Here is a 23322-nt window from a genome sequence, read left to right on the forward strand (position 1 = left end):
CTTTTTATTTCGTACATTAAATATTAAATAACTACAATCGCACACTTTCTCCAGCCTCCAGAAAATACAACCACTTCTCCGCAATCCTTGTACCTGTAATATCTTCGATCACATGGGCGTACAGCTCCAGTTGAAAACGATATTGCTCCGTTAAATGAGGCACCGTCCTATATTCGGAAACCCGGTCTGTTTTGTAATCAAGCAAAACCAGCCCTTCTGTCCCTTCAAACAGACAGTCAATAATCCCGTTCATCAGCACTCTATCATCGTGGCCAGGCTCTGACGTCATGTTTTCCTCCTGTTGCTCGGCTCCTGGCTCTATTTCCTGTGCAGACAGCATCGACGGCAAGCTGCGGCTCCAAAAATCAGCGGCTCCTATCGTATAGGTGAACGGAAGCTCACGCTGAACATGGGATGCCTCCAGCAATCTACGACCCAGCTCGCTGGTGAAAAAACGCAATATTTTATCCGTAGCTAATGCCTCCGCCTGAACATCCAGCAACAAGCGCTGGTTCAACAGACGGGCCTTCGTTTCTTCAATCACCTCGGCGCTCATCACACCATCCAGCGGCAAATGGAGAAACAGCGTATGGTACACCGTTCCACGCTCCGTTGGCGTCAGTCGCCGATTGCCCATAAATTTGGGTCTGCGCAAGTGTAGTCGATTTCCCCCCGTCTGAGAATCTTCCATCTCCTCTGGTAACTCCGCTACCTGGAAAGAAGACAGATTCAGCCAATCCTCCGATCCAGCTTCCTGCATCGCCAGCCATCTTTTCATTTCGGTAACCGTTGTATTCGCCGCCGTCTTGCTTGCCCGTTCATACGGATAGGACCAGGAAAGCGCAGCGGCAATATCTGCATCAACCCTTGTTGTAATATCCGTTGGACTAACCGATGCGGAGTCGGATGAGAGCCACCTTTTATCGATCGGCTCGGCATTCTTCAACGCTACCGTCTTCTCCTGACGCTCTTCATTAACGATCTCCTCGTCAGGGTCCAAATTCAAACGAGAGCCGGAAAGAGTCTCCGAAGCTATGATTCTGAATAGCCAATCCCCGCCCAGCATATATTCCAGCCTGTGATAGTACCCCTCCTGATCCCCTGCCGCTTCTCTAAGTACAGCAGCAGAAGGATGTCGGATCAACGCAGGACCTACCCAGTCCAGATAACTGCGGCCTGCCGCCAGCATATAATCGGGTAAAACTGTCTCCGTATGCTCTTTGGCACGTGCCCACCCCGCTGCGCGTGCAGCGAGATCCTTTACCGTTCCGGTCATAATAAGCTTTTCACGCGGACGCGTAAGTGCCACGTATAGCACCCGCATTTCCTCAGCCAATAGCTCCAACTGAGAACGTCGACGGATCGCCAAATTAGGCAGCATCGGGTAGCTGACCCGATTTTGTTCCTCCACATATTTGGGACCGAACCCCAGCTCCTTATGCATGAGAAACGGCGCAGTCAGATCCTGCTGATTGAACATTTTAGCCGTTCCGGCGATGAACACGACGGGAAATTCAAGTCCTTTACTCTTGTGAATCGTCATAATACGGACAGCCTGATCGGGTTCAGTACCGCCACTGGATGAACCCAAATCACCGCCTCGCTCTCGCAAACGGGAAATAAAGGTCAAAAACCGGAACAGGCCCCGGTTAGAGGTAGAAGTCTCATACTGTCTCGCTCGGTCATACAGCGCCCGCAAATTACTCTGACGTTGAGAGCCGCCGGGCAATCCACCTACCCAATCCAGATATCCCGTTTCCTCCAGCAAACGCCAAATCAATGCACTCAAGCTACCTTGTCTTGCTTCCTGTCGCCACGCTTCCAAATTGCACAAAAACGAACGCAGTCGGGCAGGCAACGTATTTCCGCTATTCCTGTCATCCATATCAGATGCATCTGTCGAATCTCCTGCGAAAAGCTCCAATTCCAGCATGTCGCTGGACGTTCCATTTTCGCTATCCTGTGTAGGGTCAGCCGCTGCAAGCAGAGCGCCATAAAATAATCCGTCCGGCTTTTGCAGCCTGATTTGTGCCAGCTCATCCTCGGTCAAGCCTACAATCGGTGAACGAAGCACAGATGCCAGCGGGATGTCCTGCTGCGGATTATCAATAATGTGTAGCAGAGACAGCATCACCTCAACTTCCGTTGCTTTGAAAAAGCCTGTCGTCTGCTCCCCGGATGCCGGAATGCCCTCAAGACGCAGTTCCTCTACAATCAGCGGTGCCCATACGCTTGCCGAACGGAGCAAAATGACAATATCACCGAAGACTGCTGGACGCATCGCTTTTAACCCTCTGTCATAAATCAACAACGGTTGTCCTGTATCTCCCGTCAGTTCCTTAATCCGTTGCGCGATTGCGCGGGCTTCCAATTGTGCCGTTTCCAGCTCCGCAAGCTCAGACAATTCGCCTTCCTGCAAAGCGGACTCATCACCCGTTTCGGACAGCTCCGAAACCTCCGAAAGACCGCGCCCGCCTTTATCAACTAACAGCAGTTCAGGTGCATATGGGGATGTGGCATCTTTTTCCGTATGCTCAGGATAGGAAGCACCATGCGCCAACCATGCCCGTTCATCGTATTCAATTTCCGCCACATCCACGCTCATGATTTGTCGGAACACCAGATTGACTGCATCGACGACTTCCACCCGACTGCGGAAATTACGCGCCAGATCAATTAAAAAGCCATCTTCCTGTTCCTGCATACCGTATCGCTGGTATTTGTTCAGAAACAGACCCGGCTCCGCCAGCCGAAACCGATAAATACTCTGCTTCACGTCCCCTACCATAAAACGGTTACCCGGCTCTTCACGGGATACCAGTCTGACGATATCCTCCTGTACCGTATTCGTATCCTGATACTCATCCAATAGCACCTCGTCGAATTGCTCCTTGTATTCGAGCGCAGCGTCTGAAGGCAGCAGTCTGTTCGGAGTGGAGTCGGGGTGACGTAATATTTTTAGACAATAGTGCTCCAAATCTCCAAAATCCACCAGCCCTTTGGACTGCTTGTGCTGTTGAAATCGTTCGCCGAATAAAATAACGGTTTCCACCAGTTCGTCCATCAGAGGAGCCGCCGCATGCAGTTCCTCCAAATAGGCTTCTGCTCTCCTGCCGAACAGGGATGCCTTCATATCTGTCATCATTTTTTTGGCTGCCTCACGGAGCGCCTTGACCCGTTCCTGTAGTGCAGGCTCAGTCTGATCCTTTTTGACCGGCTTGAGCTTGCCGAAAGCCGCTATCTGAAAGTGATCATACAGCGATGCCCACGGCTGTGTCTCCAGCTCCTGCAATAGTCCCTTCACCATCGCCGCATCCTCTTGCAGCGTCACTGCATAGGGCGCAGGGCCGCCGGGCTGCATAGCCGTCCCATACGCCTGCTCCAGCAGGCTTGCTGCTCCGCGCAGCGAAAGTGCCGCATCCGCCAAAATGCTGCGGACCCAAGGAGTCTCTCCCAAAGCCGTCACATCTTCTACACGGAACGCTGCTGCCGTCTCCCTCAGCCAATGCTCCGGCCAGGGATGACTTTGCGAAAAATCGTACAAGCGCTGAACAAGCACATACATCGCATCATCTGTACGCTCACCGCTAAACCAGTCCACCAGTCTGCGAAACGTGCTGCCTTCATCGTTAGCCTCATACTTTTCCTCAAACAGTTCTTCCAGCAGTTCCTGACGCAGCAATTCCGTCTCATGCTCATTCATAATCCGAAAACCGGGATCAAGGGGAATGGCCTGATAATGCCTGCGAATGACCTCCATACAAAAAGAGTGGAGCGTCGTTATCGAGGCTCGATTTAGTAGCGATAGCTGGCGACGTACATGCTCACTATCCGGCTCCTGTTCCAGCACACGTTCCAAGGCTTCGCGGATACGTTGGCGCATTTCGGCGGCGGCAGCCTTCGTAAAGGTCGCTACCAGCAGCCGATCCACGCTGAAACCGAGCCGGGGATCGGCGATTTTACGAATAATGCGCTCTACGAGCACCGCTGTTTTACCAGACCCCGCCGCTGCCGCTACCAGCATGTTGTTGCCAGATTCAGAAATCGCACGCCACTGGTCATCACTCCACATACTGCCTTCCGGCTTGGGTATGCCATTGGTGCTTGATGTACTTATCATTGGTCCATTCCTCCTTTCCCTTCCTGTGTATGACCGAGCATATTCCAGATCTGATCCTTGCCGGGTTTCCCCCATTGGTTGTAGCCGCTGCCCTCCAAACTGTCGTCAAATTGACAAACAGGTTTGAAAGAACAGAAGGTGCATGCCGTCTCTTGCTGGATACGATAAGGCTCAATCGCCACGTCGCCCTCTGTCATGCGTGTCCCAATCGTTCGGATATTATCGCGTACCGAAGCCAGCAGGCTATCCCACTGTTCCGGCGAAGCGACAGACGCACTGCTGTAAAAGCTGCCGTCCGCCTTTACCGCAACTGGCAAAATGGAGGAATACCCCTTGTCCAATGCCGTATCCATTTGCCCAACCACATCCCGATCCGCCAACAATAGCCCTTTCATCTTGAAGCGTTTTAGAAGCTCCTGACGGGCCTGTTCCACGCTCAGACCATTCGGAGACTGCAACATCGGATTGTGGACGTGAAAATAAAGCGTACCCGCCGGATAAGCCGTCTCGCCAAGCCATTCCTCCGCCGCATTCAGCAGCACGTCCAGGTACGTGAGCATTTGCAGGGACAAGCCATAGTACACCTCATGCAGCTTGAGGTCCTTTTGGCTGGACTTGTAATCAATGACGCGTAAAAGCAAGCCTTTTTCTCCCTCTGCCACATCCACGCGGTCAATTCGTCCGACGATTTCCATCACCACACCGTTGTCCAGTCGAAAGGTCAAAGGAGGAAGCTTTTCTCCCGGCCCAAAACCCAGCTCCAACTCCAGTGGCTCAAAGCTGCCTCTACGCGCATGCTCTCCCAAAATCAGCGAAGCGCGGCTCACAATGTCTTTCAGCTTGCGCAAAATGTACCCGTACCGCTTGGAGCTCATTAAAATCTCGCCTTGCAGGCGGGGAGCCAAACGCTCCACCGTCGATTCCGCCTCTTGTCGGCATTCCTCTGTGCTGAGACTGCCCCAGCTCACGTTTCGTTTACGTAAATTAATCGCCATCTCTCCGAGCGCCGCATGGAACAACTGCCCGATATCCGGTGCCTTCAGCCGATACATTTGGCGCTCCTTCAAGCGAAGACCATGGGAAGCAAAATGCGAAAACGGACAAGCGACAAAACGTTCCATACGAGATACGCTGGTACGCAGCTTGCTGCCATACAGACGGCGACTCGTTTCTTTCCGCATTTCGGCATGATTTTCGTAAAAAAGTGAGGTCAGCAACTGACGCAGCTTGTCCCTTTCACGCCCCTGCTGGCGCGCATACCAGTTGTATACCTCCCACCAGGGAGATAAAATCTCTCCACCATGCCGCCATTGCCGGAATTGCGCGATCAGCTGCGGCAATGCCTCGGACGGATGGGAAGCATACTCCCATTGAGTCGCCCATGGGTCCCGAGGCAAAGGATATACAGCTAACGGGTGCTCTTCCAGAGCAGGGAACAGTTGACGGACATGCCGTACCAACTCTGACGGCAGCAACGACTTGCCCTCTTCGTCGGTCACGGCGTAGCTCATCCACAGACTGCTTCCGGCTGACGTGAGCGCCGTATACGCGAGAAAACGTTCATCCAGCAGACGTCTTGTCATATCCGGCGCCAGCTCTACGCCCCGTTCATTCAAGGCGGTACGTTCCTGCTCGTTCAGCACGCCATCCTCATGAAATACAGCTGGCATCACACCTTCGTTCATACCCAGCACAAAGACATGTTGAATACCAGCAACGCGTGTACGGTCCGTGTTTCCGACCAGCACCTGATCCAGAGCTGGCGGAACAAGACCCATACGGTACTCTATCAGCCCCGTTTCCAGCACACCGGCAAATAAAGAAGTGTCCAGTTTCTCGTCACCCATCATTTCGACGATCTGATCCAACAGCTCAAGCACCGAATCCCATACCTGACGATGCTCCTTGGCCTGATCGGGATTTCCCGCTTTCTCGGACTGCTGGATCAGTTCATCCAGCTTATGCCCAATTTCCGCATCCTCCAGCAACAAGTACACTGCCTCACACTTTTCAAGCGCAGTCCGGGCCTTACCCAGACGTTTCTCAAACGCACGTAAAGGCGTCACGATCACATCGCGGCACAGCTCCATTAGATCCAGCGTTTCGTCCCGCTGGCGGTTCCGCTCCTGTTCCTCCAGCTCCAGCGAAAGGCTGGGTACAGCCTGCCAAGTCCGTCCGTCTGTCCAGCGGCTGCCCTGTATCCCACAGGCCAATGCGTAATTTTCCAGACGGTCCATATCCTCGCGGCTGACCCGTCCATCCTGTGGCAACAGCAGATCCGTTTTGACCGCACGAAATACATCCTCGTACCGCCAACGCCGCTGGACAATATCCAGCGAAGCCCGAATCAATTCCACCAATGGATGATGCAATACGCTTCTGCGCTGATCCAGAAACACCGGAACCTCATATTGCTTAAATATCGGCTCCACCCACGGCTCATAATCCTCAATCTGGCGTAAAAACAGCGCCATTTCCCGATAACGTGCCCCCTCATCCCGGGCCAGACGGCGCATTTCGCGCACTGCACCCTCCAGTTCCACACGTCGGTTCGCTGCCGCATACAGTTTGATTTCTTCTGGCTGCTTGTCTTTCCATTGCTCCCGCATCTGCTGCTGACGCATGGGTCGTTCCTGATTCCGATGCCCTGCGCGACGTTCAAAATCTGCCTCCAGATACGCCAACGCCGGACGGCCCTTAAATCTCGGAAGCGGATCAGGGCGCAACAGTTGTGTCTGCGTCTCCATCATCAGCTCATCCGCCATCCCTTTAAGCTTTACATAGGTAGCCGCCGAAGGATGAAACAAATCCAGCTCATGCGGAAGCTGTCCACTCTCGTAGCTGCGATTGCAGGTCAGCGCGACCGTCAACGAAGAAGCGTGTAGCATAAGCTGCTCAACCACCTTGTATTCATGCGGCGTAAACCTGCGGTAGCCATCCATCCAAATATCCGCTCCACGTACAATGGACGACTCAGCAATCTGCTCCGCCAGCATACGCAGCGTATCCTCGCCGTCAATATATTTAAGCGCCAGCTCTCTTTCAAAATCCTCATAGATCAGACTGATATCCTTGAGCTTGCCGCGCAAAATCGGAGTCGATTCCCCCGCCGCATTCATTCTCTCCAGTTGCTCTGGTACAGGCCGGGTATCATTCCCGTACTGCTTCAGCTCCGTAAACAGCGTATTTAACCGATCCACAAAGCCCAACTGGTCTCCCGAATCCTTAAATAAACTCAGTTCATCCTTGCGACGACGAATAATTTTATATAAAAGCATCTTCTTGCCTTCCTCCGTCACAGGTACCAGCGCCGAACCCCCGGTTTCCTGCATGACCAAATAGGCAAGACGATGAAATCCCATGACCTGTGCACGCACCGTCCCCTGAATACCGTTTCCGGCTTCTGTAAGCAGCGCATGCTCGGAAGCAAATGACGATTGCTCCGGCACAAGCAACAGCATAGGCTTACCTAGCGGTTCCTTGCGTAGCATAGCCGTCATTTCACGACGGATTAACATGCTTTTTCCGCTGCCTGAGCGGCCAATTAATAAACGGACCGACATGATGCGGCCTCCTTTCCAACGAACAACAATCTATTAAACAGTATAGCATATGAGGCAAGGGAGAAAAGAACGTACGTTTGCCATCTTGTAGCATTTTATCCTCCCTCAAAAAATAAACAGTCCCGCAGGTTTGGCTTGGTGCATGCCTTCTCTACAGGACTGTTTTATTGATAAAACGAGCCTAATCTACTTATTCCGCTACCCCAAAAGGCGGTTAACTGTGTATGAATTCTACAGTTGTGTCCGGCTACGCACCTCAAAAATAGCGAATTTCAAATAATGGCCTTCCTCCACACCCAGAATTTGGGGATGATCCTTGCCAGCCGCTCTCCAATCCACCAGACGGAGGATTTTTCCAGCATCTGCCGCTGCTTCCTTAATCGTGTCCAGAAACAGCTCCGGCCGCATATGGAATGAGCAGCTCGCAGTCACTAAATAGCCGCCCTCATTGACCAGCTTCATCCCGTGCAGATTTATATCCTTATATCCCCGCGTAGCTCCTTTGACCGCATTCTTTGTTTTCGCAAAGGCTGGTGGATCAAGAATAACTACATCAAAGGTACGTCCGCCCCCTGCTGTGAGTGGCTTGGAAGTATCTCCCTTTCCCCCTGCCCGCGCGGTGCGTTCCTCTACGCCTTTAACCTGATTGCGCAAATATTGGAAAGCATCGTCCACGACAAACTCGACGCGTTCCTCAAAACCGTTCAGCTTGACATTATCCCGTGCGCTTTCAATTGCGTGCTCGGAAATATCAAGACAGGTTACTTTTTTAGCACCGTATTTGCAGGCATTAAGCGTAAAGCTTCCCGTATGTGAAAAGCACTCCAGCACGGTTGCACCATCCCAGAATGGGAACTCCACAACCTTGCCGCTTTTGTTCACAGGCTTCATGACCGCTGTGCCAGCGTCACCCTGCTCTGCTGCTACTTCCTGCAGCGTAATTCCGCTGCGTCCTCCCCAGCCCGTCATCAGTGGAGCAATCGCCGCACGATTCTCACGCTGGTCGAAGAAATAGCCTGTCTTTTGGCCCTCTACAATATCGACCTTGATACGCAAACCATTTTCCGTTACCACGACATGACGCGGGGAGTCGCCATATAAAGGCCCTTTGGTCTGTTCTAGTCCTTCCAGCTCACGGATGGATACATCACTGCGCTCATATATACCAACAGGGCCAATCACTTCAACGAGTGCATCCCTGATTTCTTCCCTGCGGCGATCCATGCCGAGCGTTAATAATTGTACAACCAATACGTCGCCAAAACGGTCTACAATCAGCCCGGGTAAAAAATCAGCCTCGCCGTATACCAGCCGATACGCGTCTCCTCCGGTCACAAAACGTTCGCGGTGCTCCAGACAATCGCGGAAGCGTTCAGCAAAGAAATTTTTGTCCATGGCTTCCAGCGGCTCGTACGATAGCACACGCACCGTAATCTGTGAAGTCGGATTATAGTAGCCTGTCGCCAAATATCGACCCTGATGGTTAACAATGCTGACCAGATCGCCCGCCTCTGGATCACCCTCGACCCTGGCTATTTCATTTTTAAACACCCAAGGGTGTGCGTGCTCCAGCCTTTTTTTGCGGCCTCGTTCTAATATTACTGAAGGCAAAACCCTCACTCCTATTCTTAGGTTACTCAAAGTGTTAAAAGCGTGGTGTTCAATGGGGCGCGGCTCCGCGATTCATTTGATCTTACGATCGCTGTTGCAATGGGATTTTTGGATTTTCTAAATGAATTAGAGGTAAGAAGCCCGTTAAGCATATTCTTTCGAAGCAGCTTTCCTTCGGAAAGCTTTCAGCCGAACGCTACCGCTTCTTCAGATTCAAATGAACCGCTCCGCTACTGCCCGCCTTTATATCGACGTCACTATTTTAAAGCTTGTGAAGCTACTACAAAATTATCGCTCTAAAAAAACAGCTCCGCCATGCTTGTCATGGCTGTCCTCGTCAGATCATAGGCTGTTACATAAGCGTCTCAGCAGTTTTGAAAAGAATTTTTTGCTTAGGTTCAAGTTCTTTATTCCGAGTGAAGCACAGGGGAACATCATTCCATTTTTTAGGCAGTTAACAGCGTAGCGGTCCATTTGAATCTGGAGAAGCATAGCGATTGTAAGATCAAATGGGCCGCGAAGCGTCCTTGGTCACCAACGTAAAATGGTTTAGAAAGGGGGATACGCCCGTATTTGCTCATGTTATTTTGCCGCTGTGCGGTGGGCTGCTTATTTTCTTGGGCGGGATGAAGCTGATGGAAGCGGCCCTCCGGCATTTGGCTGGCCCCTTCCTCACCCGCTGGCTGAATCGGGCCACCGTTTCCCCTTGGCGGGGCATGCTGTTCAGCTCAGGTATTACCGCCCTGCTGCAAAGCAGCACCGCTGTCACGGTGCTGACCATCGGACTGGTCAACGCCGGGCTGTTGACCTACGGCCGCACGCTCGGCATTATCCTCGGCACCAATATTGGTACCTGCCTGACCACCGAGCTAATGGGTCTCCAGCTAGGCAAGCTGGCTGTTCCGCTGCTCTGCGGCTCGCTGCTTTGCTGGAGCGCCGCCGTCTTGTGGGGCGAGACTGTCTCCAGCCGCCAATATGCGTCTGCCGGGCCACCATCCAGTTCCCTTCAGCTCAGTCGTCCGCAGGCTGTCCAATATATCAGCCTCGCCTTTGCCGGGTTTTCACTGATCCTTGCGGGTATCCGCGTCATGCAGACGGTCGGCCCATGGATTGAGCAGGCCGGGCTGTTCCGCTGGTTTCTAGATCACGCTGCGGCCAATATGTGGTGGGCCTTCGCCGCCGGAGCATGCCTGACCGCACTGGTTCACAGCAGCGCCGCCGTTATTGGCATGGCGATCAGCCTTGCGGCTGCGGGGGCTTTGCCAGCGGATGTAGGTATCGCCATCGTCATTGGCTCCAATGTCGGCACCTGTGTAACCGCGCTGATTGCCGCTGTTGGCGGCAGCGTATCCGGCAAATTTGTGGCCTGGTCCCACGTGCTGCTGAACGTAGGCGGGGCGCTGCTGTTTATGCCGCTGATCCCCGGGCTGGAATTGGCAGCCGCCTGGATATCTGCTGAGCCGGGAGCCAAGGTCGCTCATGCCCAAACCCTGTTTAACGTGATCAGCTCTCTGCTTGTCTTGCCAGTCTGCTATTTACCTGTATGGGCACGTTTGGAGAATCGCATGTCTTCCAACATCATCAAACGTTAATTCCAAGCATGGACAGCGCCTTGCTCAAAATGACATCATTGTTATCATATCCGCCTTGGCGCTGGAGACGCCATGCTTCCTCAGGCGTATGCCACGCAACACCTTTAATTTCTTCAATCTGTGCCTGTAAATCCCCATCCAGTGCCTCTACGAGATAATAATGGACTTCCTTGTCCACTTCCCCAAATTCAGGATGCTGATACGTATAAGCAATCATATCCACATGCTGGATAATCTGTCCGTTCAGTCCTGTTTCCTCACGAATTTCACGCAAAGCCGTCTGTTCGATCGTTTCTCCCGGCTCCATCTTGCCTTTAGCCAAGGAGACCTTGCCGTATCGGTCGGTAATCAGCTGAATTTCAAGCTGCTCCCCCTGTTTGCGGTACACAACACCGCCTGCGGAAATTTCCTTTTTTGCTGCCATCCTGTAATCCCCTTTCCTTGCGCAACAAGGATTCCGTCCTCCCTGTAAGGAAAGGCGAAATCCTTGTTTGCCATCTCTATGGCCTGTTCAGGCTTTTTTTAGTTATTGTTATTATAGGGCTGCTTGCAGTCCATTCTCCAGCACACGGACCAATTGGCCTTCACTTTCATTAACGCCCGCCTTCGTCAGCTTCACGCGGCACACCTTGCCAACCAGATCCTTAGTACCTTCAAACACCAGTTGAATGTAATTGTCACTGTAACCGTGAAGCATGCCGCTATCTTCGGTCCCTTTCGGCGCAACTTCCGGAATGACCTCCAGCACCTGACCGACAAACTTCTCTGCATAAGCCAACTGCATTTGCTCTGACAGTTCAATCAGTTCATGCACACGTGCATTTTTCACGTCCTCGTCCACCTGATCCTCCATACGCGCCGCAGGCGTACCGCTGCGCTTGGAATAAGGGAACACATGCATTTCCGAGAAGCCAATTTTTTCCATCAGCTCATAGCCGTTGCGGAACATTTCGTCCGTTTCCCCAGGAAAACCAACAATAACGTCTGTCGTAATCGCCACATCCGGCATCGCCTTGTGAATCATAAGCATTTTATTGTAAAACTCTTCTGTTGTGTATTTGCGGCGCATCCGTTTCAGCACGGTGTCATCTCCCGCCTGAAGCGGAATGTGGAAATGACGCACCAGCTTGGTGGAACGATTCAGCACATCGAGCATTTTTTCATCAATCTGGCTGGCTTCAATGGAACTGATACGGATACGCTCCAGCCCTTCCACCTTCTCCAGATCCCACAGCAGATCGGACAGATCATAATTGTCCATGTCGTCACCATAACCACCTGTATGAATGCCTGTGAGCACAATTTCTTTATAACCCGCATGCACCAGTTGACGCGCCTGAGTCATAATGCTCGCGGCATCGCGGCTGCGGGACAAACCACGCGACCACGGAATGATGCAGAAGGTGCAAAAGTTGTTGCAGCCATCCTGAATTTTCAAAAACGCACGTGTGTGGTTAGCAAAATCAGGCACATCCATTTCCTCGAACACGCGCGTTTTCATAATGTTGCGCACAGCATTCACAGGTTGACGCGACTCTTGAATCTCCTGAACAAACGGAATAATTTTGTCTCGATCCTGTGTACCAATAACGAGATCGACACCGGGAATATCCATAATTTCGGCAGGAGAAGTCTGGGCGTAACAGCCCGTCACTGCCACAATAGCATCTGGGTTCCGACGAATCGCACGCCGAATGATCTGACGACTCTTTTTATCGCCGGTATTCGTAACGGTGCACGTATTAATAAGGTAGACATCAGCTGTCTGCTCATCAAAATCCACCTGCTCATAGCCTTCATTTTTGAACAGCTGCCAAATCGCTTCTGTATCATAAAAGTTTACCTTACAACCCAATGTGTAAAATGCCACTGACGGCATATTAAACCCCTCCCATTTCTCCTGACTCATATAAAATGCAAGCCAATGCAGCCATACCTGCGGTTTCCGCACGCAAAATGCGTCTTCCCAGCCCCGTAGACTGCGCCCCGGCCTGCTCGGCCTCCAGGCTCTCCGCTTCGCTGAATCCACCTTCCGGACCCACTATCAGCAAAACACGCGGCTTGTCCATCGACGTCCATTGTCCTGCCAAAGGCTGAATCACGTCCCGTAGCTGCCGCCCCTGCTCTTTTTCATAACAATAGCATATCAAATCATACTGCGAAAAAGAAGCCAGCAGCTCTTTCCACGTCATCGGCGCACTTATTTCCGGAATCCGGTTACGGTGGCTTTGCTCAGCCGCTTCCTTTACAATCTTGCGCCAGCGCTCCAGCCGCTTGCCTTCCTTTTTGGCATCATACTGCACGACCGTACGCTCGGACAAAAACGGGACAAACCCCGCTGCCCCGATTTCTGTACATTTTTGCATAACGGTCTCCATCTTGTCTCCCTTGGGAAGACTTTGGGCAATGGTGACCTGCACATGCGGCTCGGAGGTCATCTCCAGCGGCTCGACGATCGTCGCCGTCACACGATCTTGTTCTATCGTATCCAACGCAGCCAGCGCTTCCCTTGATACCCCGTCACTGACTATAATTTTGTCACCACTACGACCGCGCATGACCTTGGCAATATGTCGCGCATCCTCACCCGCCACGATCACATGGTCTTCCAAAAACTGCTCTGCCGGAATAAAATAACGCTGCATTGTCTCTCACACCTATTCTGAAAATAACTGTTATCCATTGGCTTTCTGTACAATATCCGAATAAATCACCAAGCACCATCATATCATCTTTTGCGCCCGCATGACCAGTATGTTGCTGCTTCAATTGTTATACCACCTTCCATACCCGCAAAAAAAGGAGCCGTTAGGCTCCAAATAATCCGATGATGTAAAAAGCAAACTGCAAAAACTGCACATAAATCGTCTGGGAAAGCACGTACAGCGGCTCAATCGTCACCGCCCGCACCTGCGGGATAACAAGGATCAACAGAAAAATAAAGATAGACCACTGCTCAAAATGCTGAAGTTTGCGGCGCAGAGGTGTAGGAGCCACATCCTCCACAATCCGGTAACCATCCAGCGGTGGCAGCGGAATTAAATTAAAAATAAACAAAAACAGATTCAAACTAATCAGTGAATTGATAAACAAGTTGATGGCCTGAGCCACCCGCTGATTCTCGATATTCGGCAGCACCTGAAAATGAAGCAGCACCGCATAAATCAAGGTAGCCACAAAGGCAAGCAGCAAATTGCTCAGTGGTCCAGCAGCAGACACGACAATCCCCATAGAACGTGGACGACTGAAATTATCACGGTTGACTGGAACCGGTTTGGCCCAGCCAAAGCCCCCAATCAGCAGTAGCAACGTACCCATCAGATCAATATGCACTGCCGGATTTAATGTCACGCGTCCCAGCAGCTTGGCTGTAGGGTCACCGAATTTATTGGCATAATACGCATGTGCAAACTCATGTACCGTAAAAGATATGATCAGAGCCAGCAAGTAAAATGGAAGAACCTCTAACTTCACACGAAAAATATTTTGTAAAAAATCCATGATTACCTCTTTCTCGCCACAAACGCCAGCCAATCCTCATCACGGCACGTTTCGGCAATGTCGAAGCCCGCCGCCTTCAATGCGTTTTCGACAACCTCTTCTTTGTTCTTCCAAATTCCTGAAGCGATATAAATACCACCTGGCTCCAGAGCCTTGTACACATCATCAATAAACAGCAAAATAATTTCGGCCAAAATATTAGCGACCACTAGCTCGACTGGCAGTTGGATACCCAGCGTCGGATCGCTCGCATTCAGCACGGACAGCAGATCGCTCTCTTTAATGGTAATGCGATCCTCCAACCCATTCAGATGGGTATTTTCCCGCGCACTGGATACCGCTACGGGATCAAGGTCCAGAGCCAGTACATGCTTCGCTCCCAGTTGCACGGCTCCAATCGCCAAAATGCCGGAGCCTGTGCCCACATCAATGACTTCCTCTCCACCCTTGACCACAGATTCCAACGCTCTCAGACAAAGTGATGTTGTGGGATGCGTTCCGGTGCCAAAGGCTATGCCGGGGTCCAGCTCAATAATTTTTTCATCTTCACTGGCAGGCTCATAGGCTTCCCAAGTCGGTTTGATCGTCAGACGGTCCGACACACGCAATGGCTTGAAGTATTGCTTCCAGGCATTAGCCCAGTCATCCTCGTTGACCGTTTTCAGCTCATACCGAACCTCGCCTGGGTCAATATCGAATGTTCTCAATTCTTCGACGCGTGGCTCAATTTGCGAACGGATCCCGTCCATCTCAACTTCTTCGGCAAAATACCCCTTGATGGTCGCTTGTCCCTCGGGAATGTCATTCAAGGGCCGATCATACCACTGTCCGTAGGACGTATCGCGTGGTTTGTTCAGCGAACCGGATTCTTCAATGGAAACCCCTCCCGCACCTGCTTCGTGCAGAAAATTCGAAATCATTTCGACGGCTTCTTCGGTTGTATGTATTGTAATTTCATGCCACAACATGGTTTTCATTTCCTCCTCATTTCACATGCATACTCTATATTGTACTATATACAAGCATAGGAGTTCAAAAAAGCTAGTACCATCGAAGTGCAAAATGTTTTGTAGAACTTGTGCATGTTGCCCACTCTTTTAGTCCAAGCCTCCTTAACTCTAGTACATACAATATAGTATATTCAAAGAAGGAGTGACTTATAATGGCCAAAACCGTTTTGGATTATAATGCTGCTGTCATCACACCTATTACCAATGGGATTAGTCTTCCGGTTCCTATTTCTCCAGCCGGACTAGGGATTGCTACGGCTTCCGTATTTATTGATCCGACTATTCCTGGAGCTGTTAACAATCGGGTAGAATTAAAGGCATCCATAGGCTTGCGTTTTGTTGGTGCGGGCAACATTAGAACACTTGTACGTATATGGAGAGCCGGCAAGGAAATTTATTACGGACTGCAGACTAATCTGTTTGACGACAACATTATCATTAATGTCGAAATGGTAGATGTTGCACCTCTGGGCGTGCAAAACTATCAACTAATTATTGAAAATCAAACGCCTGCGACTACTGCTTTCGTCTCCGGTCCCCTTGTTTTTAGCGCAACAGCCTATAGCGGATAATTAAATAGACAAGAGGATAAAACACAAATAAGACGGGCAATCCCACAAATCATATTTAATGATAGGGATGACCCGTCTTATTGAATTCTACTCGCTGTCGTTTATGATGCGCTCCTGACGACGATCAGCTACTTCACCGCGCCGGATCGCTTCCAAATCCTGAGCATCTGCCTGCTCTGCCGAGAACTCAACATCCTCATTTTTAGCAGATTGTGCACGCTTGATTTTCTCGGTTTTGGTCAGCACTTTATCGAACCGTTTGTTTGTGGGCATCTGTCACAGCTCCTTCCAACGTTTTCACAGCATACCACCCGCTTGCTCCACAATAGACATCGCCTGATGATGAATGGATTCATCCACCACAGCGGTTAACAATATATCGCGGCCTGTCGGCCCACCTTGCCCGCCGTCACTCATTCCGCTGGCAGATGGATCAGCCGCAGCCAGTATCGCTGGAGTTGCATCCGTAAACTCCACTCCCTGCGTCAGTGAGGACAAGCTGCTAATTTGTCCCGCAAATACAGGTAATCCGACGTTGCCCGTAGACTGTCGGGGATAGCGGCTAAATCGGTCTATAGATACATCTGCTGCCCGGAGAGCTTCCAGCTTTCTAGCTGCTCCTTGTGCTTCCTCGGGGCTTTTGAAATACGCCAAAATATTTTTTTCACTCATCCCCAAAACTCCCTGTGTGGTATTGAGCGCAACTCCTGTTCAAGAACACAGACAGTTGCGCTTTGCTATATCCTGCTCATTGGCACGGATTTATATTCCCCACGAAGGCTAAACGGAACAAACAACACCGAGTTTAGTATGCTGAAACGGTTGGAAAGTAGTTTGTGAAGATTATAACTTTTGCGGGTGCAAAGCAGCGGCAGGAGCTTTACCTGCCTTGGCTACTCCTGTCTCCCACGCAGCGCGAACGACAGCATCCCGAACCTTAGAGACTACCTGCGGATTAAACACATTGGGTATGATATAAGTTTCACTTAGCTCTTCAGGACTGATCGCATCAGCAATGGCAAGTCCGGCAGCCAGCTTCATTTCTTCATTAATCGTCGTGGCATGGCAATCCAGTGCGCCCCGGAAAATTCCCGGAAAGCACAGTACATTGTTAATCTGATTAGGATAATCAGAGCGGCCCGTAGCCAGAACACGTACATAAGGCGCTGCTAAAGCCGGATCAATCTCCGGTTTCGGGTTCGCCATGGCGAAGACAATAGGATCAACGGCCATACTCTGAATATCCTCCACACTCAGTAAATCCGGGCCTGACACACCGATGAACACATCTGCTCCCACAATCACCTCGGATAAACTACCACTCAGATTATGAGGATTGGTCATGTTCGCGTACTCCGTCCAATGCGGGTTGCTGTATTCCACGCCACGATGAATGGCTCCCTGACGATCAACGCCAATCAGATTACGCACACCCGCCTTGAGCAGCATACGGGAGCAGGCCATACCGGCCGCTCCGATGCCTGCAAATACCACTTTGACATCCTCCATTTTTTTGCCGCATACCTTCAGTGCATTGACCAACCCCGCTAACACGACGACGGCCGTACCATGCTGATCATCATGAAATACCGGAATGTCCAGCTCCTCTTTCAGTCGTCTCTCAATCTCAAAGCAGCGCGGTGAAGAGATATCCTCCAAATTAATACCACCAAAGGCAGGAGCAATCATTTTGACAATTTGAACAATTTCGTCAGGATCCTTCGTATTAAGGCAGATTGGAAATGCATCTACGCCTGCAAACTGTTTGAACAGAACCGCCTTACCTTCCATCACAGGCATAGCCGCCTCTGGTCCGATATCTCCCAATCCTAGCACCGCTGTTCCATCCGATACGACCGCCACTGTATTTTTTTTGATCGTTAATTGATAGGCTTTGGCTGGGTCATTCGCAATTTCCATACAGATTTCAGCTACGCCGGGGGTATAAATCTTGGATAGCTCCTCCATACTTGCAATCGGCTGCTTCGGTTGGGTCTCCATTTTACCGCCCTCATGTAATTGTCTGATCTCTTCTGTCAAGCTACTCATGCTTCTCTCCATCCTTTCATGTCTGTATATTTTTTCTGTACATTTGTTATAGATATCAGGCTTTTGTATAGACTCATCAGCTCCATAAATTGAGTAACAAGGTTGCTAAAATGACTGTGGCTGCCCCGCCAATGCGTGTTGCTATTTGCGCAAAAGGCATTAGCTCCATGCGATTCGATGCAGACAGGATCGCTACATCCCCCGTACCGCCCAATCCGCCACGACAACTGGTCACCAACGCAGCTTCCACCGGGTACATGTTAATCCATTTTCCTGTGAAGTATCCAGCAACAATCAATGCAACCACAACGGATGCGCAGGTTATGGCATAAGGAATCGTAAGAATTCCAATCACACTATCCAAAGGCACATACAAAATACCCAATCCCACCATCAACGGCCATGTCAAGCTTGCCGCAATACATTTGTACAAATGAAAAGCTCCCTGCTCTATCTGGGCCGGCATCGCTTGAATACACTTCATTAAGGCCGCAGCCAGAATCATCAGAATCGGGCCAGGAATATGAAGATACGGCTCCAGCAGTTTACCTACAATAAAGAAAGTACAGGCTAGCAGCAGCCCCCCACCCATCAATGGAAACGAGACAGGTTGTTCCAGACTCACCGAAGATAACTTTTCCCCTTTTTTATCAAGTTTCAACAACTTCCCGTTACCAGAAGTACGAGGATTTTTCTCCGCCATTTTTTTTAAAATACCCGCACCTATGATGGCAACAATATTGCCAATGATGGCAGCCGGGATAAACTGGGATACGAATATCGCTGAATCCTTGCCCAGCACTAATCCATACGAAATGGACAATGGTAGAATGCCTTCTCCGATCCCGCCGGAGATAATCGGGATGATGATGTAAAAAAACGTATGATAGGCGCTGTAGCCAAAAGCCATACCCACCACCATACCTACTGCTACCGCTGCAATAGAGCCTATTATAATGGGGGCAAAAATTTTGACAATTCCATTCATCAGCATCTTCCGATCCATACCCAGAATACTTCCGGTGACCAGACAAGCGATATAAAAATAAAGAAAATTTGAGGTTTTCATCAGCGTGTGTACTGCACCCATCGCAGATGGAGGAAACATGTTCCAAAATACCATCAACGATGGAACCATGAGTGACAGAATGGCCGGACCGCCAATATGCTTGAGCAGCGGAAGTTTCGCCCCCAGATCACTGAGCAATATGCCTAAAATCATAATGACAGCAAATCCGCCCAGCAGATCGTTCGGAAGTCTCTGTGTAATCGCAGCTGCGTATACAATCAACGCAATCACGACGTAAAGCGGAAGCGGAATAACCCCCACTTTTATCCTGCCCAGCATCCTGATGCCGTCTGCAGGATTTTTACGCCATTTTTGCCACTTTTGAATGACCGGCTGGTTTGTAGCATTTTCCATAAAGCTCCCTCCTTGTAGTGAAGAATGATGACCATGCTTCCATTCTACACTTTAGAAAACGCTTTATTTGGTTTTTAAACTAATCATTCACTTTAGTAATTAAAGTAATCAAAAAGAGGGCTTAAATATAACCGCTCATAATTTCCTCCGCCTGCGGTAAAATTCGATACTGATAAACAGGTCGTCCAATGGTGCCGTATATGGTTTCCATGGCAAGTGCCTCAATTTCCGTCAAAAAAGCAAGATACTTGCGCATAGATACTCTGGATATCCCTGCACTCTCCGCAATATCCTCGGTGGAAAATAACATCGCTTCATGCTGCCGAATACAGTTCCATATCATGGCCAGCGTGGATTTGGTTACTCCTTTGGGTAGCCGGGCCAGCTCTTTGGTCGAGCTTTTATGATAAAGCAGCCGATCCAACTCCTCCTGCGAAAGCAAGCTGCGCTCACGTACGATACTAACATGCTCCCGATAACCCGTGAGCGCCTCCAGAAAACGATTAAAGTGAAACGGCTTAATCAAATAATCCACCGCGCCGAAATTCATCGCTTTTTTGATACTGTTCATATCGCTTGCAGCCGAAATCACGATGACATCCACATTCACTCCTGTCTCACGAATAAAAGCCAGCAAATCAAGTCCATTGCTTTCCTGCATATACACATCCAGCAAAATCAGATCAATCGCTTGTTTTTCCAGAAATTCCTTGGCATCTTCCACGGAAGCAGCCCAGCCTCCACATAAAAAGCCCTCTACCTGCTCTGTATATTTGCGGTTAAACTCGGCAACCATCGGATCATCTTCTACAATTAAGACATTAATCATGTTCATCATTCCCCATTATGGTGTATGGAATCTTAATCTGAAAACAGCACCCTTGCTCAGCCGGAATCAGCTTTATGGTTCCTTTTAATCTTTTCACACTTTGCGTTACCAGATAAAGCCCCATTCCCCGTGACTCTCCCTTGGTCGAAAATCCCTTTTCAAATATCGCCTCTACGAGAGGTTCCGGTACACCAGGTCCGTTATCACTTATTACACATGTCAGACAGCCGTTCTTCTGATTTTCCTCATAATAAAGCGTCAAGGTAATCTGCTTGTGCTCCAAAGATTCCATCGCTTCCACGGCATTATCAAACAGATTCCCCAGTATGGTTATCAGTTCATGAATCGTTTGAGTTCGACCGGTTTCAGGCAAATAGCTGCCCGGAGTCAATTCGAAGCTCACACCAACCTCTCTGGCCCGGCTTAATTTTCCCAAAACAAAGCCCGCCATCACTGGGTCCCTAATCTGCCGGGTAATCGAGCCAATCTCCACTTGATGGTGCTCAACGGCATCCAAGATGTAATGCTCCAGTTTATCGTACATTCGTAAATGTACCATCCCCATAATGACATGCAACTTGTTCATAAATTCGTGAGCCTGTGCACGCAGCGCCTCCGTATACAGGGAGACTCCTGTCAAACGTTCGGCAAGCTGGTTTACCTCCGTTTTATCCCGAAAAGTTACAATTGCTCCCACAATTCCCCCTTTGACCCGTATCGGAACACTGGTGGTGAGCAAGGTTATCCCCCCCAGTTCCATGTCCTCATCCATTCTTGGAGTGCCTGCCGCCAAAACCTCTTGTAATCGAAAAGCGGACAAATAAGCGGTAATCTCCTGCCCTGAAGACGAGATATCCTCAATTCCCGCTTGCCTGAGCAGACGAATCGCTTCCGCATTCATTAACATAACACGTCCGGATTCATCCACCGCAATGACGCCTTCCTTAATGGACTGCAGCATAGCGTTGCGTTCCTCCAGCAAGCGTGCGATTTCCGGTGGCTCCAGACCAAACAGCATATTTTTGATTTTACGGGCCAGCACAACAGCCCCTCCGGCACCAATTAACATTCCGACGCCAATGGCGATAGCAATAAGGCGGTAATTGCCTCCCTGAGCCCTCAGTACATCTTGCATGGATATACCGACGACAATCGCTCCCAGCTGCTTCCCCGTCGAGCTGAATACGGGAGAAAAAGCGCGCATGGACAGGCCCAATGTTCCCTTCGCAACAGATACACTCTCATGACCATGAAGTGCAGTGTATTCATCTCCACCAGCAAAGGCTTTGCCGATCATCCTGGGATCCGGGTGTGTTTTGCGAATGCCCTTCATGTCCATAACTACGATAAACTGAACATGATTAGCAGATGAAACCTTCTGCACATACTTCTGCATGGAGGAAGACGAATCAGACTGCTGCAAATGCTCAATAATAAGCGGCGTATGGGAAAGTGTACGTGCGATGGACATCGCTTTTTCCTCCAGTCCCATTTCGGTTTCATGCTCAACTCTCTCGGCAAATAACAAAGTTACAGGCAGGAGCACTAGTGCCATAACCAGACAAACCAGCAGCGTAATCAGCCCTCTGAGCTTAAATAGCGGTTTCCCCCGACGCTGCTTAGGCTGTGACTTTTTGATAGAACTCACCCTTTCATGCATCATGCTTAAAGCTAAATAGTCCATATGCTTATACAAAAATGGTTATGTATGTGTTTACGTGAATTTGCATAGTTATAATCTTATACAGCTTCCTTCCACTCTTTCGTATAATAAAAAAGGGAACTACTCCGCAATAGCGGAACAGTTCCCTCCGATTCATGGTTGATGCTCCGCGAGTCTACCCTGGCTTAGTCGCCTCGGAAGGCGCGCTTCACACGGTCAAAAAAGGATTGCTCATTCTCATGTGTCTGCTCACCGCTAAGCGAAGAGAACTGACGCAGCAATTCCTTCTGTTCCTCACTCAGCTTGCTAGGCGTTACCACAACCACCTTAATGTGCTGGTCACCCTGACCTACGCCACGAAGTTTTGGTACACCCTTGCCTTTAAGACGGAAGTATGTTCCTGTTTGTGTACCAGCTGGAACTTTCAGCTTCACTTTCTCGGTCAGCGTCGGAATTTCGACTTCATCTCCCAACGCTGCCTGCGAAAACGTCAGCGGAATTTCACAGTAAATGTCGTCTCCCTCACGCTCAAAGAAGTCATGCGACTTCACACGGAAAACGACATACAGATCACCTGCTGGTCCTCCGTTGACACCGCCTTCGCCTTCACCATTGATACGCATTTGCGCGCCGTCATCGACACCCGCCGGAATGCGGATATGAATTTTACGCTGCTTGCGCACACGACCAGAACCGCTACAAGTGGTGCATTTTTCTTTGATGATTTTACCGGAGCCGCCGCAGTTGGAGCAGGCCCGACGATTAACCATCCGGCCAAACGGTGTATTCTGCACAACTTCTTCTTGTCCGCTACCGTGGCAGACGGAACAGGTTTGTGGTTGAGTACCCTTTTTGGCTCCCGTACCATGACACGTATCACACGTTTCCGTGCGCTCAATGTTAATGTCGGTTTCCTTGCCGAATACGGCTTCCTTGAATTCGATCGTCATCGTATATTGAAGATCATTACCACGCTGCGGTGCATTCGGGTCACGTCGACCATTGCCGCCACCGCCAAAAAACATATCAAAAATATCGCCAAATCCGCCACCAAAGTCGGCTCCACCACCGAAGCCGCCTCCCATGCCCTGATTCGGGTCTACATGACCGTATTGATCATATCTTGCCCGCTTCTGACCATCACTGAGAACGTCATAAGCCTCTTTCACTTCTTTAAATTTGGTTTCCGCGTCCGCAGCCTTGTTCACGTCCGGATGATACTGACGCGCCAGCTTACGGTAAGCCTTTTTAACATCTTCATCCGAAGCGCCCTTCGCGACGCCCAGCACCTCATAATAATCGCGCTTATCAGCCAATGTTCCACCCCCATGCCTACAACGTGTCTGCACTACATATAAAAGGAAAGTCAAAGGCACGGGATGACCCGGC

Annotated in this window: 18 protein-coding genes; 2 read left to right on the forward strand and 16 right to left on the reverse strand. The window is 50.2% G+C overall.

Translation table 11 applies throughout. The features are described from left to right. Positions 1 to 31: 31 nt before the first annotated feature. From addA to QD47_RS32930, 4 genes are all read right to left on the reverse strand, one after another. Positions 32 to 4120, reverse strand: a complete 4089-nt coding sequence (gene addA / locus QD47_RS05090; RefSeq protein ID WP_044645094.1) for a helicase-exonuclease AddAB subunit AddA — start codon at positions 4118 to 4120, stop codon at positions 32 to 34. Next, positions 4117 to 7683, reverse strand: coding sequence for a helicase-exonuclease AddAB subunit AddB (gene addB / locus QD47_RS05095; protein ID WP_044645095.1), 3567 nt, complete (start codon positions 7681 to 7683; stop codon positions 4117 to 4119). Before addB ends, addA begins: the two co-directional genes overlap by 4 nt. 231 nt (positions 7684 to 7914) lie before the next feature. After that, positions 7915 to 9294 carry a class I SAM-dependent rRNA methyltransferase gene (locus tag QD47_RS05100; RefSeq protein ID WP_044645096.1) on the reverse strand — a complete coding sequence of 460 codons (1380 nt, stop codon included), beginning with the start codon at positions 9292 to 9294 and terminating at the stop codon, positions 7915 to 7917. A gap of 446 nt (positions 9295 to 9740) precedes the next feature. Continuing rightward, positions 9741 to 9950 carry a hypothetical protein gene (locus QD47_RS32930; protein ID WP_235332192.1) on the reverse strand — a complete coding sequence of 70 codons (210 nt, stop codon included), beginning with the start codon at positions 9948 to 9950 and terminating at the stop codon, positions 9741 to 9743. Between QD47_RS32930 and QD47_RS05105 the strand changes: the two genes are divergently transcribed. After that, a complete protein-coding gene (locus tag QD47_RS05105) occupies positions 9921 to 10886 on the forward strand; it encodes a Na/Pi cotransporter family protein (protein ID WP_235332189.1) in 966 nt (321 codons plus the stop codon). The genes QD47_RS32930 and QD47_RS05105 overlap by 30 nt on opposite strands. Here the strand turns inward: QD47_RS05105 and QD47_RS05110 are convergent. The 5 genes from QD47_RS05110 to prmA all read right to left on the reverse strand — a co-directional run bounded on the left by QD47_RS05110 (position 10876) and on the right by prmA (position 15355). Further along, positions 10876 to 11310, reverse strand: coding sequence for an NUDIX hydrolase (locus QD47_RS05110; protein WP_044645098.1), 435 nt, complete (start codon positions 11308 to 11310; stop codon positions 10876 to 10878). The genes QD47_RS05105 and QD47_RS05110 overlap by 11 nt on opposite strands. A gap of 111 nt (positions 11311 to 11421) precedes the next feature. After that, a complete protein-coding gene (gene mtaB, locus QD47_RS05115; protein WP_044645099.1) occupies positions 11422 to 12765 on the reverse strand; it encodes a tRNA (N(6)-L-threonylcarbamoyladenosine(37)-C(2))-methylthiotransferase MtaB in 1344 nt (447 codons plus the stop codon). A 1-nt stretch (position 12766) separates the two neighbouring features. Beyond that, positions 12767 to 13531, reverse strand: a complete 765-nt coding sequence (locus QD47_RS05120; RefSeq protein ID WP_044645100.1) for a 16S rRNA (uracil(1498)-N(3))-methyltransferase — start codon at positions 13529 to 13531, stop codon at positions 12767 to 12769. Positions 13532 to 13694: 163 nt separating this feature from the next. Continuing rightward, positions 13695 to 14387, reverse strand: coding sequence for a site-2 protease family protein (locus QD47_RS05125; RefSeq protein ID WP_044645101.1), 693 nt, complete (start codon positions 14385 to 14387; stop codon positions 13695 to 13697). 2 nt (positions 14388 to 14389) lie between these two features. Continuing rightward, on the reverse strand, positions 14390 to 15355 hold the full coding sequence (gene prmA / locus QD47_RS05130) for a 50S ribosomal protein L11 methyltransferase (protein WP_044645102.1): 966 nt from the start codon (positions 15353 to 15355) through the stop codon (positions 14390 to 14392). A gap of 194 nt (positions 15356 to 15549) precedes the next feature. Between prmA and QD47_RS05135 the strand changes: the two genes are divergently transcribed. After that, entirely contained in the window at positions 15550 to 15969 is a 420-nt protein-coding gene (locus tag QD47_RS05135) for a hypothetical protein (RefSeq protein WP_044645103.1), read from the forward strand. Between the two features lie 87 nt (positions 15970 to 16056). On the opposite strand, the gene QD47_RS05140 is transcribed toward QD47_RS05135, so the two are convergent. The 7 genes from QD47_RS05140 to dnaJ all read right to left on the reverse strand — a co-directional run bounded on the left by QD47_RS05140 (position 16057) and on the right by dnaJ (position 23249). Then, positions 16057 to 16242: a YfhD family protein gene (locus QD47_RS05140; RefSeq protein WP_044645104.1), complete on the reverse strand. Its 186-nt coding sequence runs from the start codon at positions 16240 to 16242 to the stop codon at positions 16057 to 16059. Between the two features lie 24 nt (positions 16243 to 16266). Continuing rightward, a complete protein-coding gene (locus tag QD47_RS05145; protein WP_044645105.1) occupies positions 16267 to 16641 on the reverse strand; it encodes a hypothetical protein in 375 nt (124 codons plus the stop codon). 171 nt (positions 16642 to 16812) lie between these two features. Further along, positions 16813 to 18018, reverse strand: a complete 1206-nt coding sequence (locus QD47_RS05150) for an NAD(P)-dependent malic enzyme (protein ID WP_044645106.1) — start codon at positions 18016 to 18018, stop codon at positions 16813 to 16815. A 76-nt stretch (positions 18019 to 18094) separates the two neighbouring features. Continuing rightward, positions 18095 to 19441: a 2-hydroxycarboxylate transporter family protein gene (locus tag QD47_RS05155; RefSeq protein ID WP_044645107.1), complete on the reverse strand. Its 1347-nt coding sequence runs from the start codon at positions 19439 to 19441 to the stop codon at positions 18095 to 18097. A gap of 121 nt (positions 19442 to 19562) precedes the next feature. Beyond that, on the reverse strand, positions 19563 to 20270 hold the full coding sequence (gene dcuR / locus QD47_RS05160; protein ID WP_044645108.1) for a two-component system response regulator DcuR: 708 nt from the start codon (positions 20268 to 20270) through the stop codon (positions 19563 to 19565). Next, the gene (dcuS, locus tag QD47_RS05165) at positions 20263 to 21918 is read right to left on the reverse strand and encodes a DcuS/MalK family sensor histidine kinase (RefSeq protein WP_152643765.1); all 1656 of its coding nucleotides are present in this window, start codon (positions 21916 to 21918) and stop codon (positions 20263 to 20265) included. The genes dcuR and dcuS overlap by 8 nt, the downstream gene beginning before the upstream one ends. A gap of 200 nt (positions 21919 to 22118) precedes the next feature. Then, on the reverse strand, positions 22119 to 23249 hold the full coding sequence (gene dnaJ / locus QD47_RS05170; RefSeq protein ID WP_014282519.1) for a molecular chaperone DnaJ: 1131 nt from the start codon (positions 23247 to 23249) through the stop codon (positions 22119 to 22121). Positions 23250 to 23322 lie beyond the last annotated feature (73 nt).

The sequence above is a fragment of the Paenibacillus terrae genome, assembly GCF_000943545.1.
GTDB classification, from domain to species: domain Bacteria; phylum Bacillota; class Bacilli; order Paenibacillales; family Paenibacillaceae; genus Paenibacillus; species Paenibacillus terrae_A.

Bases quoted from the DNA above. Each gene is read 5' to 3' on its own strand.
- addA (WP_044645094.1), bottom strand. From the start codon at position 4,120: ATGATAAGTACATCAAGCACCAATGGCATACCCAAGCCGGAAGGCAGT.
- addB (WP_044645095.1), bottom strand. From the start codon at position 7,683: ATGTCGGTCCGTTTATTAATTGGCCGCTCAGGCAGCGGAAAAAGCATG.
- QD47_RS05105 (WP_235332189.1), top strand. From the start codon at position 9,921: ATGAAGCTGATGGAAGCGGCCCTCCGGCATTTGGCTGGCCCCTTCCTC.
- QD47_RS32930 (WP_235332192.1), bottom strand. From the start codon at position 9,950: ATGCCGGAGGGCCGCTTCCATCAGCTTCATCCCGCCCAAGAAAATAAG.
- QD47_RS05110 (WP_044645098.1), bottom strand. From the start codon at position 11,310: ATGGCAGCAAAAAAGGAAATTTCCGCAGGCGGTGTTGTGTACCGCAAA.
- mtaB (WP_044645099.1), bottom strand. From the start codon at position 12,765: ATGCCGTCAGTGGCATTTTACACATTGGGTTGTAAGGTAAACTTTTAT.
- QD47_RS05120 (WP_044645100.1), bottom strand. From the start codon at position 13,531: ATGCAGCGTTATTTTATTCCGGCAGAGCAGTTTTTGGAAGACCATGTG.
- QD47_RS05125 (WP_044645101.1), bottom strand. From the start codon at position 14,387: ATGGATTTTTTACAAAATATTTTTCGTGTGAAGTTAGAGGTTCTTCCA.
- prmA (WP_044645102.1), bottom strand. From the start codon at position 15,355: ATGTTGTGGCATGAAATTACAATACATACAACCGAAGAAGCCGTCGAA.
- QD47_RS05135 (WP_044645103.1), top strand. From the start codon at position 15,550: ATGGCCAAAACCGTTTTGGATTATAATGCTGCTGTCATCACACCTATT.
- QD47_RS05140 (WP_044645104.1), bottom strand. From the start codon at position 16,242: ATGCCCACAAACAAACGGTTCGATAAAGTGCTGACCAAAACCGAGAAA.
- QD47_RS05145 (WP_044645105.1), bottom strand. From the start codon at position 16,641: ATGAGTGAAAAAAATATTTTGGCGTATTTCAAAAGCCCCGAGGAAGCA.
- QD47_RS05150 (WP_044645106.1), bottom strand. From the start codon at position 18,018: ATGAGTAGCTTGACAGAAGAGATCAGACAATTACATGAGGGCGGTAAA.
- QD47_RS05155 (WP_044645107.1), bottom strand. From the start codon at position 19,441: ATGGAAAATGCTACAAACCAGCCGGTCATTCAAAAGTGGCAAAAATGG.
- dcuR (WP_044645108.1), bottom strand. From the start codon at position 20,270: ATGATTAATGTCTTAATTGTAGAAGATGATCCGATGGTTGCCGAGTTT.